This window comes from Lacibacter sediminis, assembly GCF_014168535.1.
GTDB classification, from domain to species: Bacteria; Bacteroidota; Bacteroidia; order Chitinophagales; family Chitinophagaceae; genus Lacibacter; species Lacibacter sediminis.
Map to the genome: position 1 here is coordinate 2,472,302 of NZ_CP060007.1, position 14,843 is coordinate 2,487,144.

8 protein-coding genes are annotated in these 14,843 nt (G+C 40.1%); 1 reads left to right on the forward strand and 7 read right to left on the reverse strand.

What is annotated here, in order from left to right; translation table 11 throughout:
• Position 1 precedes the first annotated feature (1 nt).
• The 6 genes from H4075_RS10535 to ggt form a co-directional block, all read right to left on the reverse strand.
• Positions 2 to 4,672 (reverse strand): translocation/assembly module TamB domain-containing protein, encoded by a 4,671-nt coding sequence (locus tag H4075_RS10535; RefSeq protein WP_182806470.1) that lies wholly within the window; start codon positions 4,670 to 4,672, stop codon positions 2 to 4.
• Positions 4,673 to 4,790: 118 nt separating this feature from the next.
• Entirely contained in the window at positions 4,791 to 5,678 is an 888-nt protein-coding gene (locus H4075_RS10540) for a bestrophin family protein (RefSeq protein WP_182806471.1), read from the reverse strand.
• Positions 5,679 to 5,705: 27 nt separating this feature from the next.
• A complete protein-coding gene (locus H4075_RS10545) occupies positions 5,706 to 6,344 on the reverse strand; it encodes a porin family protein (RefSeq protein ID WP_182806472.1) in 639 nt (212 codons plus the stop codon).
• A gap of 33 nt (positions 6,345 to 6,377) precedes the next feature.
• Positions 6,378 to 7,415, reverse strand: a complete 1,038-nt coding sequence (locus H4075_RS10550; RefSeq protein ID WP_182806473.1) for an aminotransferase class I/II-fold pyridoxal phosphate-dependent enzyme — start codon at positions 7,413 to 7,415, stop codon at positions 6,378 to 6,380.
• Entirely contained in the window at positions 7,415 to 8,026 is a 612-nt protein-coding gene (locus H4075_RS10555) for a DUF1572 family protein (protein ID WP_255460445.1), read from the reverse strand. Before H4075_RS10555 ends, H4075_RS10550 begins: the two co-directional genes overlap by 1 nt.
• The gene (gene ggt, locus H4075_RS10560) at positions 8,010 to 9,695 is read right to left on the reverse strand and encodes a gamma-glutamyltransferase (protein WP_182806474.1); all 1,686 of its coding nucleotides are present in this window, start codon (positions 9,693 to 9,695) and stop codon (positions 8,010 to 8,012) included. The genes H4075_RS10555 and ggt overlap by 17 nt, the downstream gene beginning before the upstream one ends.
• A 184-nt stretch (positions 9,696 to 9,879) precedes the next feature.
• Between ggt and H4075_RS10565 the strand changes: the two genes are divergently transcribed.
• The gene (locus H4075_RS10565) at positions 9,880 to 12,333 is read left to right on the forward strand and encodes a M14 metallopeptidase family protein (protein WP_255460446.1); all 2,454 of its coding nucleotides are present in this window, start codon (positions 9,880 to 9,882) and stop codon (positions 12,331 to 12,333) included.
• Between the two features lie 64 nt (positions 12,334 to 12,397).
• On the opposite strand, the gene H4075_RS10570 is transcribed toward H4075_RS10565, so the two are convergent.
• Positions 12,398 to 14,806, reverse strand: coding sequence for a hypothetical protein (locus tag H4075_RS10570; RefSeq protein WP_182806476.1), 2,409 nt, complete (start codon positions 14,804 to 14,806; stop codon positions 12,398 to 12,400).
• Positions 14,807 to 14,843 lie beyond the last annotated feature (37 nt).

A 14,843-nucleotide genomic window follows, 5' to 3' on the forward strand; every position in this document is an offset into this window, starting at 1 on the left:
ATCAGAATTCGAAATCTCTCACATAAGAGAAACTGATACCTGTTCTGTTGGCTGCCCGCCATTGCACATCGTATACACTGCGGTAAAAACCAATTAAACGGAGTTTGCCATCGGGAGTAAGCAACCATTCCAGCGTAAAGTCGGGTGTCAGCTGGTTGTTGTTTTGAATAGGTGTGTTTTGCCCTGTGTTCACTAATAAAGAACCACCTGCTTTTAAAATCAGTTTACCATTTAATAATCGCTTGGTTACACCAAACCTGCTGGTGCCACCAAAGTTTTGTGACTCAGCATCAGTGCCTGAAATCAATCCCGGTGTAAATGTTACGTAAGGATCAAGATTCAGTTTATTGATTCCCGGAATATTTTTTAAGATAAGACCAAGACCCGATTGTACCTGCTGCGCCAAAAACTCGGTTAGTGTACCGGCGACACTTGTACCTATTCCGCCAATAGCATTTGCTGCGTTTGCATTATTGCTCAGGAATTGATTAAACACCAGTAACGAGAAGACCTGGTTATTCAATTCATTCGGATTGCTGTACATGCGTTGAAAACCACTGATTGTAATTGGGTTGCTGCGACATGGATGGCCTTGCGGTAATTCGAAACGGAATGAGATAACGGGGTTTGATAATGAACCTGAAAGATTACTGATAACAGTTAATGAGTTTTGTTCGTTACTGCTGCAAAGATCAGCAGGTAATGCAACCCGTTCTATTTCATAACGGGCATCAATATTAATACGTGCATTGTAAGGGTCACCATTCCATTCAACAACACCATTGTTGATGATAAATTGTTTTTTGATGAGTGCCTGCCAGTTAAACGTATAACGTCCTTTGGTAATGTTGTAACGGCCACTCATAGACGTACCTTCATTAGTGCTAACTCTGATGTTCAGATTGCCATTACCTTGTCCTTCAATAATATCATTGGTGGTTTCATCAAGAATCAAATAAATTTTTGCAAGCGGATTAGGGAATACATCAAGATCTACCGTAAGGTTGGATGATTCTTTTACTTTCGATTCAACCTTCATCTCTTTACCGTATTGACGGAAGACAATAAAATCAGCTGTTCCGGTTACCCGTGAATCAGATGTTGGCAGATAAACTTTAGAGCTATCGGTTGGCTCACCTCTGAAGCGAAGAACAATGTTGTCAACTTCACCTCTCACTGTGCCGCTTGCATTTGCTACAACATGACCATAAAACTGACTGTTGTCTCTTTTCGTTGTGTTCAGCACAAGGAAACCTCTTTTTGTATCATTAGCATGAAACTCCATGTCAAACTCCATCTCCTTGAAAAACTGGTGTTGCATTTTTCCTGAGAACGTAGCGGTGCGTTTAGCCGTATCAGTGAGTATAATGCTGCCAAAATCAATTTCTCCCTGCCTGAAAGCGATCTCGGCGCCTTCATTCATTTTATAACGACACTTGGTGTAATCAAGTACAAAAGATGCATCGCTCAATTTTACATTACCAATAAGATCAGGTGCACTGGCATTTCCCTGTAAACGGATCACACCATTTGCCACACCTTTCATATCCGTCATAATAACCGAAAGATATTTCTCAAGAATACTCAGCTTCAGATTTTTTGCATCAATCACCTGATCGATCGTGGGGTTCTTTGGATCTTTGATGTTGATCTTTCCACTGCTTAAGAAATCATACAATGGATTATCAGAAATAATATTTGAATTGATCTCACCTGTTTCAACATTGTAATTACCTGTGATGGTAACCACACCAATTGAATCATTATTAAAACGGAAGCGCTCGGCTTTAAGATCTGCATCGATCCTGATTTTACCATAAGGATTTGTAACGTTTACCTGGCCGGTTACCTGCCCTTCAAGTCGGGGGTCTTTTAATACATATGGCATCACATCCTCGAGATGTACGTTGTTTAATTCTACTACAAAATCTTCGGTTGTACCTGTTTCTGAAAACTTAGTATAGGCTTTAATGGATTCATTTCCCGATTCAAGTTTTATACTTTCAGAATGAATCATGTTCTTTCCAATGAAAAGATCACTCTTGTCTTCAATATTCCAAACCTTATCATTGATCACTAATGTGGAAGGTTGGAATACAATTTCAACACCATCTCTGTTGGTTTTGATCTTTGCATTCAGGTTTGCATCTTTTAAGGTTTGCGATGCTCTTGTACGAATATTCACAGAACCTGTATCGTTCGCTGCAGTAACATTAAAAGTTGTTTGCGGTAAACTGAGACTATCGTTTAGAATTACTTCACTGATAGCGCCTTTCAGATCAAGTTTTTTATAATCGCCTGTTGCTGTAATGGCAATGCTGTTAAATCCAATGTCTTTATATTTAAATTCAGGTACATCGGTTTGCAGGTTGAATGTACTTTCATTGGTACTGATACGTCCTTTGATAATACTATTGTCAAAACCTTTCACCGGTATATTGAGCAAATCAATATACTCAGCAATATTCCTGGTGGTAATGTCAAATGTAAAATCCTGGTCCTTCACCTGTTTCTTTGGCTGCGGAATGTAAGCAGGGAAGTAAATGTTTAAGAACGACAATGCTGTATTAGGCAGATCAAGAATATTAAAATTCCCGACGATGTTTACATCTGCCTCATTACTTCTGGCTGCCAATTGTTTTTTTCCATCAATAATAATAGATGATAGTGAAAGATAATCGAATGAAAGTTGGTTTGTGTCGTTTGTCAATACTGCATTTTGCAGGTTGGCAGTGCCCAGAAAATCATCGATCGTTTTTCCTTTGAAATCAAGATTTACAAATGATTTCAAACGAAGTTTATTTTTTGTAAGTCCAAGTTCTTTGAAGTTGATATTATACACATCGCCGGTTACATTATAACTTGGTGTGTCTCTGCTTAAGTTCACCATGCCCGTCAGGTTGACGGAAAGGTTGCTGTCTTTTACAATAAAGGAACCATCGAATTTTCTTTTCTCGTACACACCTTTTGCTGTAATGTTCCGGTAAGTATAGCCATCAAGATAAAATGCTTTGATATTTCCATCAACTTCAGCAAACAATGTTTTGGGGTTAAATCCACGTCCTTTTAAGGAGCCATCCATCACAATTGTTCCAAACAGTGGATCTTTAATAAAAGTGCCCAATGCAAAACCATCAGTTTTGATCTTGCCTGAATAAATCGGTTCGCTTTTATCGGGAAGCTTAAGGTTAATATCTGTTACGAGTGTTCCGAGGTTTGTTTGCAGGGTACCATAGGTTACAAAGTCTTTAAAGAAGCCTGTAAATGATCCAGAAAAATTGAGATAGCTGATCTTTGAAATAGCAGGGTAGGTGATCTTACGTAACGGTGGATAAATTGATACTGCATCTTCATACGACGTTTGAAGCTTGTTGGCTTTCAAATCGAGGAAGGTATTGTTAATGTCAGGAAGGCCATCCATGGTAAAACTTCCATCGAGCACAGTTTGTCGCAAGGTGTTAATGACAATATCCGTTCCTTTTAAATGATCAACTGTGCCTCTTACTTTGCCTTTAATGCTGATCTTGTCGTTCCAGTCTTTTAATACAGGAGCGAAGAAGGCAATATCGTCGCTATGCAGTTCGCTGTTTTCAAAAGAACCTTCCATACGAACATGGGTAATGAACTCACTCATGTCATGATCAAACTGCTCATACCTCATAGCAAAGAAATTACTTAACCTGCTCTTGTTGGTGCGGGCCATCAGGTTTTTAAACTCCATGCCTTGCGGGTAAAAAAGAAAATCTGCATCAAGCTGCTTTACTTCAAGCCCGCTTCTTTCTTTTGCAGTGAGGTGAATATTGGCAGTTATGCTATCACCAATGAACTGCAGATTTTTAAACTGCCCGTTCAACTTTGTAAAACGAAGATGAGCGCCATCAAAATATTCAAGTGGTTCACGATCTGTTACGTTATCAATCCTGAATTCACCATTATCAACCTTTACGTTCTTAGCACTCATTTTCCATCCAGCCTCATTCCAATGTTGTGCAACTGTTTCTTCTGCATGATAAACACTGTCGGATTTTGGCTCACTTCTCTTTCTCCTGCCTACATAATTGTTAATAGCAAAGTAGGGTGAGGTGATCTCAATGGTTTCGGCTTCAATGATCTTATTGGGAAGATCAAATGTCTTGAGGTCAACGAGCAGGTAGCCCAGTCGTCCGGCCATTGTCTGCCCACGCCATTCATCTTTCTGAATAATAGAGATATTCCGCAGTTCAATTTTTTTTAACTGAAACTCCTTTTGTTTTTTCTTACCGGTAGATTTCGTGGGCGAAGAAAAATAGTCGATCAGGAACTGGTAATTCCAGACGCTGTCGGTGCGATGGGCGTATAACTGCGTTTGTTCAAGACCGATATACTTGAGTTCGATCTTATCACTCAGGAAAAACCAATCGGTAAGATTGGTGCTGAGGCGACCGATATAGGCAAGCGAATCTTTATTCCGGTCTTTTACTAAAACACCTTCAATAAGTGCTTTATTGAATAAGGCAAAGTCTACATGCTTTACCGATACTTCTGTCTTTAATTCTCCTGCAAGCCAGTTGGCCGCTTTTTTGGTGAGCCAGTTTTGAATGAAACTTGTTTGAATGAGCAACCACACCGCCACTAAAAGCAGGAACAGGGCGAGTAAAATGCGGGTTAGTATTTTTAAGATTCTTCTAGCCAAGGTATTTGATCTGTAAAAGTAACCATTCGTGCTGTTACGGCAAATTCAATACCACTATTAACAAAACAAATAAATGCCGGTTCATATTGCAGCATGCTTGTTAAAGCGGCTGAAAATCTTAATGAAGGATTTCCTGTACGTGCTTTTTGATGTTGGAAGCGATCTTTTCCATTGGCAGATCATTAGCATCAATGCCAAAAGGATCTTCAATTTCCTCAGCCACCAGTTCAAGACTGGCCAGTACATAAAACACAAATGTTACAACCGGTATTACGTAATAACCCATGGTAAACACATAGCCAAAGGGGAGCGTCATCACATAAAAGAAGATAAATTTCTTGATGAACACACTGTATGAAAAAGGGATGGGCGTGTTTTTGATTCGCTCACAGGCACCACATATTTCAGCAAATGACTGGAGTTCGGCATTAAGAATGATCAACTCGTCACCCGAAATTTTTCCCTGCTGATGCAACAAATGCACCCGTTTAAACAGTTGTGCGGCTATCTGGTTAGGAATATGTTTTCCCTGGTCGATATTCGCCAGCAGGTGGCCATGATCATCCTCGTCAAACAAAGCGGTTTTTGTTGACTCCTGCTGTAAATGGTTCATTAAACTGTACGCATAAAATGGAATACTGCTACTGAAGAACATACGGTTATTCTTATCATCTTCTTTCAGAATAGCCGAGAGCTTAATGGATAAGTTGCGACTGTTATTAACAAGCGCACCCCAAAGTTTGCGCCCTTCCCACCAACGGTCATAAGCAGTATTGGTACGAAATACGAGTAACATTGAAATTGCAAAGCCAAGCAGGCTATGCATCATCGGTATGTTCTTGAGGTGGTTGTTATCGGAAAGATTGAACACTTCCACTTCAAGCACGGCAATAATTGCAGAATATACAGCTATGCCAAGCAACAACGGCGACAACTTACGGATGGTATCCGATTTATGTAACCGGAATATGAACGTAAACCACTCTTTAGGATTATACCTGATCATAACAGTAATTGGTAAGCGACAAAGTTCTTACTTTTTCTTTCCGAACCAATAACCAATTCCTGCGCTGATAGTTCTGTATCTTAAATTACCCGCATCATTTGTATTGATCATGTTGCTCAGGCCATGTGCATAATTGAGCAATAAACGAAGTCCGTTTGTGGTTTCGTAGCCAAGCCCCAGGTGCCACTCAGCATCAAACTGGCCGTAACGTGTGAAACCGTAATGAAGATCTCTGTCAACCGGGCTGCCGTTCTGATCCTGTTTTGTTTGTTTACCCAACAAACCAAAGCCCAGTGAAGGACCGGTGCTGATGAACAACGTGTTTTCGTTTCGGTCCGGATGTTTAAATTCGATTTGAACCAATGGCATTACCCTGAACTGCAGTTCATTTACTTTACTGAATTCATTCGGCACTAACGATTTTGCTTTCATTCCCCTGTAGTTAAAATCAACCTGAGGTGTAAAGAACAAACGGTTATCAAACGGGATCTTCATCATTACACCTGCATTACCGCCATGTGTGCCTTCTGTTTTTGTTACCGTGTAAGCAGAGAGAACGTAGCTGTAACCTCCTCTAACGCCATAGTATATTTTTCCAAGACCTTGCGATTTTGTAACAGATGTAAAAAGGGTACAACAGGTAAGCAGCAGAAAAAAAGATTTCATTTTATACATTGATTTAGTGATTGCCGTATTGGTTTAGTACTGCTCAATTAACTGAGCAAGCTTTTCAAGATCGGATCTTAAATGGAGGGCATTCACAACGATCCGGTTCACGGGATCGCTTTCAGGATGAGGATAACCGAAGGAAGATATGATAACATTGTTCTGTAACAGGTACGGGGCGATGCCTTTTTTCGCTACTACAAACACAGGAGTTCCTTCACCGGCCACAAATGTATAGTTTGTTGTGAGTTTTTGCAAGTATTCGATGTTTTGCAGCAATATTTCCCGTTGTTGACTGAATAAAGCGGTTGCTTCTGTCCAGGCATAAGCTAATGAAGGCATCAACGGCGTACTGGTGGCATAGTTCACATGCCTGCGTACAGCGGCTATCCATTTCCGTGAGCCGGTGATTGCGCCGCCATTGATATGAAATGCTTTTGATAGAGAAAAATTCAATAACAGATCGATATGTGCGGGCAAGTTTAAAAGTGATGCAATTCCTTTTCCATCTTCCCCTAGCCAGCCGATTCCATGCGAATCATCAACAATTAGTGTAATGGTAAAGGATGGGGGTGTTGAACTGATGAATGAAAAATTGTTGATGTGCCCTGGAGTTGGATTGATGCTGTCTGCAGTAACTGCAAATCTAAATTCACCCACAGATGCACGCTCATTCAGGAATTGTTGCCATGATAATGTCTCCGGAATTTTAATGATACCCGTTAATGCAGATGAAGCAGGGTGTGTATGCGGCAAACAATACACATTCATTTCATTACTCACCACATCAACTGCTGTGCGTGCTGATAAAAAGCCCGATGAAAAAACCGCAGCATCTTCTGCAGATGTAAATACAGCAAGCTGTTCTTCCATTTTTGCATACAGATCAAGTGCAGTGTTGGAGATGCGTGAAGAAGGATAAACTACTCCATACAAATCGATACCTTTTTTTACGAGATCAGTAAAGCTTTTATTTAAACCTAAACCCAAATAGGAGTAACCAGAAAAGAATAAATATTCTTTTCCATCAATGATTGTTGTTCTGCCAGGTGCTTGTGATAAAGTAACCATCAGGGTTTTTGCATTTGATCATTGAATTGTTGTGATTGGCCCTTTGGTATCGACAGGCTTTGCCATTGGTTATCTTTTATCATGCGGCCAATGTAAACGATTTGTCCTACATGATAGGGGTAATGTGCCAGTTGCCGATTCAATGCATCAACAACAGAAAGTTCTTCGTTTCTGATAGTGATTGTTTTCAACAGATCATCTTCCGTGAGATTTTTCACAGCAGATAAATAACAAGCCCAACCTTCTTCCCACTTTTGAAGTAAAGCTTCTTTGCTCAATTGCTGTTCTTCAAATTCTGTATCACGGTTGCGCCATTCTTTCTCGCCATCTTCTGTTAAGAGGTTTGTGAAGCGACTAAGCATGTTGCCAACCAGATGTTGTATGATGATAGCAATGCTGTTGCTTGCGTCATTTGCTTGATAATGAAAATTTGCTTCGCTTAATTGTGCAAAAGTTTTATCGGCCAGCTCTTTGTAATATGTGCTGCGTTTGATGTAGGATGATAAAAAGGTTTCTGCTAAATTCATGAGTGATGAATAATGAGTGATGAGTTTATTTCTTACTTCGTACTTCCAATTTTGTACTTCGTACTTTCTAATATCCTTCTGCATGATCATCGCCCCGGTTATCAGCAACTGCTTCAACAACTCCATTTACAATCTTAATAGCTTCAAAACGACCAATACTGTTACGCTCAACAATTTTGTATCCCATCTCTTCCAGCTTTGTTCTTACTTCCATTGGGAACCCTTTCTCTACATACACCACATCGGGCAACCATTGATGATGAAAGCGTGGTTTCCAAACCGCATCTTCAAGACTCATGTTAAATTCAAGCGTGTTCAACAATACCTGGTAAACCTGTGTTGGTATCGTTGTGCCGCCGGGAGAACCAATGATCAGATAGGGTTTCCCATTCTTCAAGACAATCGTCGGAGTCATTGAACTAAGCATGCGCTTGTTTGGCGCAATTGCGTTGGCTTCGGTTCCCAATGCGCCATACATATTTGGCACGCCTGGCTTCACACTGAAATCATCCATCTCGTTATTCAATAAAAAACCGGCACCGCCAACTACTGTTCTGCTTCCATAACCACCGTTGAGAGTTGTGGTTACTGAAACAGCATTGCCCATTGCATCATAAACAGAAAGATGAGTGGTTTCCTCGCTTTCAGGATTAACATTACCATGTCCTGTTGTTTTACTATTACCGGCTTTGCCTAATTCAAAATCGCTCATGCGTTGCTGTAAGTAAGCTGGTGAGGTGAGCTTTTGTACCGGCACTTTTACAAAATCCTTATCGCCTAAAAATTCTGCACGGTCGGCATAGGCCCTGCGTTCTGCTTCCACCATCAATTGTACTGCCTGCCAGGAATGAAAACCATATTGAGCAATATTCCTGTTCTCTACCATGCCCATCATTTGTTGAATTAAAATGCCGCCACTGCTTACCAACGGCATACCTATGATCGTGTATTCTTTATACTTCGACTGCATTGCCACACGCTTAGCAGTTTTATAATTTTTCAAATCAGCTAATGTGATGAGGCCATTGCCTCGTTTCATTTCTGCAACGATCAAACGTGCTGTTTCGCCTTCGTAAAACCCTTTTTGCCCAAGATCACGAATCCGTTTAAGTGTGTTGGCAAGATCCTGTTGAATTAATGTATCACCGGCTTGCCAGCCACCATATTTTACAAACGCACTTGGTTTTGTGCTATATCGCACAAATTCACCCATTGTATTATTTAATCCTCTTGCTTCTGCTTCTGTAATTACAAATCCTTTTTCAGCAAGATCAATGGCCGGTTGAATTAATTGTTTAAATGGAAGTTTAGCATAAGTATGTGCAGTAAATAAACCTGCAACGGTACCCGGCACGCCTGATGCCCAATGACCGTTTTGACTGAGATTTGTTTGCGCATTCCCCTCTTTGTCGAGGTACATATCCCTGCTTGCAGAACCGGGTGCTTTTTCCCTGTAATCGAGTGCAACCTGTTCACCTTTATTGGTAACAGCTACCATAAAGCCACCACCGCCAATATTGCCTGCACCGGGAAATACAACTGCCAGTGCCAATTGTGTTGCAATGGCAGCATCAAAGGCATTGCCACCTTTCTTCATAATGGCTACACCTACTTTGCTGGCAAGTGGGTGTGCACTCACAACTGCCGCCTTTCCTCCGCTCGTTTTCTTTTCAATAGAATACTTATAGGGATTGTATTGCGCAATGGACGGGAGAGCGACAACCAACAGAAGTAAGACAACCAGTTTTCTCATGAACTTAATTTTACCGAAATTAATTTTTTACTGCTTAACTCCGCTTATCTTAGGCATAAATTAAACCAACTGTATGATAAGCGGCTGACTCTATGTTGGTCGCTTTTTTAAATTTGCAACCATAATTTAATGTATGAGAAAAAAAGTTTCCCTGATAATTGCGCTGTGCGTATCTCTGGCATCAATGGCGCAGGTACAAAGTCCTGAACAGTTTCTTGGTTATAAGATCGGCACCCGTTACACGCCACACTGGAAAGTGGTGAGCTATTTTCAGCATGTAGCGGCCAATGCACCAAAAACAGTAAAGCTGCAACAGTATGGCCAAACAAACGAAGGACGTCCGTTGATGGTGGCTTTTATTTCTTCAGAGGAAAACATGAGCAACCTGGAAGCGATACGTGTAAACAATTTACGACTGGCTAATCTTTCAAAAGACAGGGCAGCGCCAAATGAAAATGCGCCTGCAATTGTATGGATGAGTTACAATGTGCATGGTAACGAAACATCAAGCAGTGAAGCGGCTTTGATGACGGTGTATGCACTGGTTGATCCATCAAACACAAAAACAAAAGAGTGGCTGAAGAATACAGTTGTGGTGATGGATCCATGTATTAACCCCGATGGCCGTGACCGTTATGTAAACTGGTTCAATTCTGTTGTGGGTGTCAATGCAAATCCACGTATGGATACCCGTGAGCATCGTGATCCATGGCCAGGCGGAAGAACCAATCATTACAATTTTGATTTGAACCGTGACTGGGCGTGGCAAACGCAGGTGGAGAGTCAACAACGTTTGAAATTATACAATCAATGGATGCCGCAGATACATGTGGATTATCATGAGCAGGGAATTAATGAGCCTTACTATTTTGCTCCTGCAGCTGAACCTTTTCATGAAGTGATCACACAATGGCAACGTGATTTTCAAACTACGATTGGAAAGAATCACGCAAAATATTTTGATGCAAATGGCTGGTTATATTTTACCAAACTCCGTTTCGATTTGTTTTATCCATCTTACGGTGATACATACCCTACATACAATGGTGCAATTGGTATGACGTATGAGCAGGGTGGTGGTCCGGCAGGTGGTGCAACTGCATTAACAGAAGAAGGAGATACCCTAACCTTGTTAGACAGAGCAACACATCATTTTACAACAGGGTTGAGCACAGTTGAAATTTCTTCGATCAATGCGAATAAACTAATTACAGAATTCCGAAAGTTTTTTAATAAAGGTGTAAGCAGCGGTTTTGGTGAATACAAAACCTATGTAATAAAGAACAATGCAAAAGATGCAGATCGCATTGCTGCATTAACACAATTGCTCGATAAGAATGGAATTGAATATGGAACTGCTGCAAGTGCTGGTAAGGGCTATAATTATTTTACAGGCAAAGACGAAAGTTTCAATGTTGCAAATGGAGATCTGGTGATCAGTGCTTTTCAGCCACGTTCTGCGATGGTGCAGGTATTGTTTGAACCAAAATCAAAACTCAGTGATTCTGCAACGTATGATATTACTGCATGGAGTTTACCCTATGCATATGGCTTGCAGGCTTTTGCTTCAAAAGATCGCATTAATACAAGTGCTTATCAAAAACCTGCACAGGTAAATAATTCTTCTGTTGATGCTTATGCATATGTTATTAAATGGGAGAGTGTGCAAAGTGCGAAAGTAGTGGGTGATTTGTTAGAGAAAGGAATCAAACTTCGTTACACGGAAGTGCCGTTTGAAGTTGGCGGACAGAAATTTGATCGTGGTTCCATCATCATTATGAAAACAAGTAACCAATCATTTGGTGCACAATTGTGGAAGCTTGTTGCTGATGCAGCTAATGCAGCGAACATAAAAACTTATCCTATCTCCACAGGCTTTGTTGATGCCGGTGGTGATCTGGGAAGCGATCTTGTATCGCCCTTCAAATTCAAGAATGTGGTATTGCTTACCGGTGAAGGTGTTAATGGAAATGCAGCGGGTGAGATCTGGCATTTCTTTGATAAACAATTGGAGTATCCTGTTTCATTGGTTTACGCAAATGATATCAGTCGTATCAACTGGCAGCAAACCGATGTGATCATTATTCCCGATGGGAACTATCGTTTTCTCAGCGATAAGGCATCGGCCGATCAATTGAAGGATTGGATAAGCAAAGGCGGTAAAGTAATTGCTATGGAAGGTGCTGCTACTGCATTTGCACGCTTAGATTGGGGATTAAAATCAAAGAAGACAGATGAAGCTGCAAGTAAAGATCCATACGATCCCTTACGTTCTTTTGAAAACCGTGAGCGTGATTTTGTACGCAACATGACGCCGGGTTCTATTTACAAAGTTGAGCTTGACAATACTCATCCTTTGGCATTTGGGTATCCCAATTACTATTTCACATTAAAGATGGACGACAATATTTTCGACTTCTTCAATAACACAGGTTGGAATGTTGGTGTGATCAAGAAAGAGGGACAGCTTGCCGGCTTTGTGGGTTATAAACTCAAAGACCGTTTGAAAGATGGATTGTTGTTTGGTGCACAAAACATCGGTCGTGGATCAGTAGTTTATATCACCGATGATATTATGTTCCGCAATTTCTGGGAGAATGGAAAGTTGATGTTGTGTAATGCGGTGTTTTTTAATTAAGAAAGCATGCGTCTCGAAAATAAAAAGGCTCTCCGTTTATCGGAGAGCCTTTTTTGATGTGTGGCTACTCAATGATTTTTTCTAAATAATACAAATTCCCTTTTTTATCAATTCCCTGTATGATTACTTTGAATTTCTTGCTGTAATCATTATTATAAAACTGAAGACTAGCTTTTCCATTTTCAAATTTCACTTGGTGCTGCCAAAGCAGGGTAGTGCGACGATCTTCAGTGTTACGAATTTCATCACGGGAAAAATCAGGGTTTACAAATTGCAATGGAATTGAATAACCTGTTAATGTAGAAGTGGTAAAGTTGAAACGACTGCGCAGTTTACGAATGGTATAAATCAGCACACTTGGACCCGGCCCCATTTGACCAAGATGAAGGTTGGTGTTTCTATTTACTTTCACCAGTACAACTTCCTGAGGGTTGATGAAATTTAATTCTTCAGAAGAAATTGGTTGTTCGTTAAGGTAGTAACTGATAATGTCATTACTTGCTGATCCCGAGGATTCGGTTCCGCCCATGCCGCTAATACGATCGTAGCCGGAGTTAAATCGTAAGCCGAAAAATTCCTGTTCGAAAAGCTGGGCAAAGCTGATATATCCAAAGTTTTGATTGGGCGATTTTGTATATTCTGATTCACGGAAAGCGTCACTGGTCAATACTTTGTTAAGGGAATCGACTTTACGTTCCTCCTTTGTTTTTCCTTTTATGATAATTTCTGCTAATTCTTTTCCCAATCCTGAAACACTATAGTTTTTTACAAACTGTTCATTGACGGTATTATTACCAGTCAATTCTTTATAGCCGGGATTAAAGCGTGCTGAAGCTATTTTGTCGTCGAGTGTGTCAATATATCCAGGCAATAACTCAAACGCAAGTTGACGTTTCTTCTTTTCTTTGTTAGTTGCCTGCAGATAAATGGTCGCCTGTTTACGAAAATGAAGGTCATTAACAGCAAAAGCACCTTTGTTGTCTAAACGTGATGTCGAAAATATCGTACTTGAATCTGCTCCTTTGGTTATGATGTCAACACGACTGGAGTCGAACTGCATACTCTCTTTTTCTTTCTTTACAGTACCACGAACTGAAATGCCTGTTTCAAAAAAATATCTAAGAGGAGGTTGCTTGCTTGTTTGAATTGCATCAGGGCTGAACCTTGCAGGATTTATCGTAAGCATCAGGGCATCAAGATATGCACTGCTTAATTCATAAGCTGTCCTGCCAATATTATTTTGGAACAGAAAACCATCACGATTATTGGAATGGATCAATTGATATGTTTGTATGTTCGGGTGGTTTATAAATGAGTAATCCGGAAGGTCAGCGGGTATTATTGCAACAGATAAATCTGGGGACTCATTATTGTTTACGGTAATGGTAAACTTATTCTTACCTTTTTTGACAAAAGAAAGAGAATCTACAGAAAGATTCAGCTCGTTGGCTGTTGCGGTTTGTACCCATATCCATCTTTCTGCTATTTGTTGCAGTTTGTTGTTAAATGCCAGAACCTGCATTAGCCCTTCTGAAAGGTTTTTTTTATTTAGAACTATCGCATTTTTTGCTTCTTCAAAATTGAATACCTGGGCTGTAACTGTTTTCCCATATTGTTGTGCAACAACAATGATCTCTTTGTTTTCACTTACAAACTGGTTTGTGGCGTTAGCTTGAATAAAAACTTTTGAAGCGGATAGGTTTGAAACATTCAGCACCATGCCGTTTTTATTACTGGTTGGTAACTCAAACAGTTTTTTATTGTTAAGATTAAGACTTACCTGTAAACTATACTTCTTTCCGGGCTCCGGTGTAAATTTTATTAAACCGATTCCCTCTGTGTGAAAAAAAGCAGATGCTACAGATTTTTTGTTTTCATCGATAAGTTCAGCCTTTGCATTCAATACAGGCATTTGGTTCGCATCAGTTACACGAAAAGCAATGCTGTTCTCGAACGAGTCAATTAGTTTGCCACTTTCAGGAAAAAAATCAACAGTAAACGATGATTCGGGCAGGTAATAAGATTTTGATTGATCTCTTTTACCCAGAATAAAAACATATTGCTCGCTAATTGATGATGGCTCGTTTAACATCCACAGCGTGTACGATCTTATACGGTAAATGCCTGTAACAAGTGAATCGGGAATAAATAAGTTGCCTGTTGCAGAGCCATTTGCAGCCTTCCACATATTTTTTGATAATACATTTCCCTTTGCATCGCTGAAATCGGTGTATACAACATTGCTCAGTGGTACTGGCAGGTCATTTGTTGTAAGGTACGTCTTGAACCAAATGTTTTCTCCCGGTTGATAGAAACGTTTATCGGTATGAAGAAAGCATTTTTCAGAAGGGTTCAACTCATAAAGCTGCCTGATATTGGTAATGATACGTGCAATACCTGTGTCGTTTATTTGGGCATTAGTGCTTTTAAATAACAGGCATAGAAAAAAGGAAAGTGTAATAACAGGTTTCAAGCAAGTGATATTTATTGTAAAGTAATAAAAAAACCTC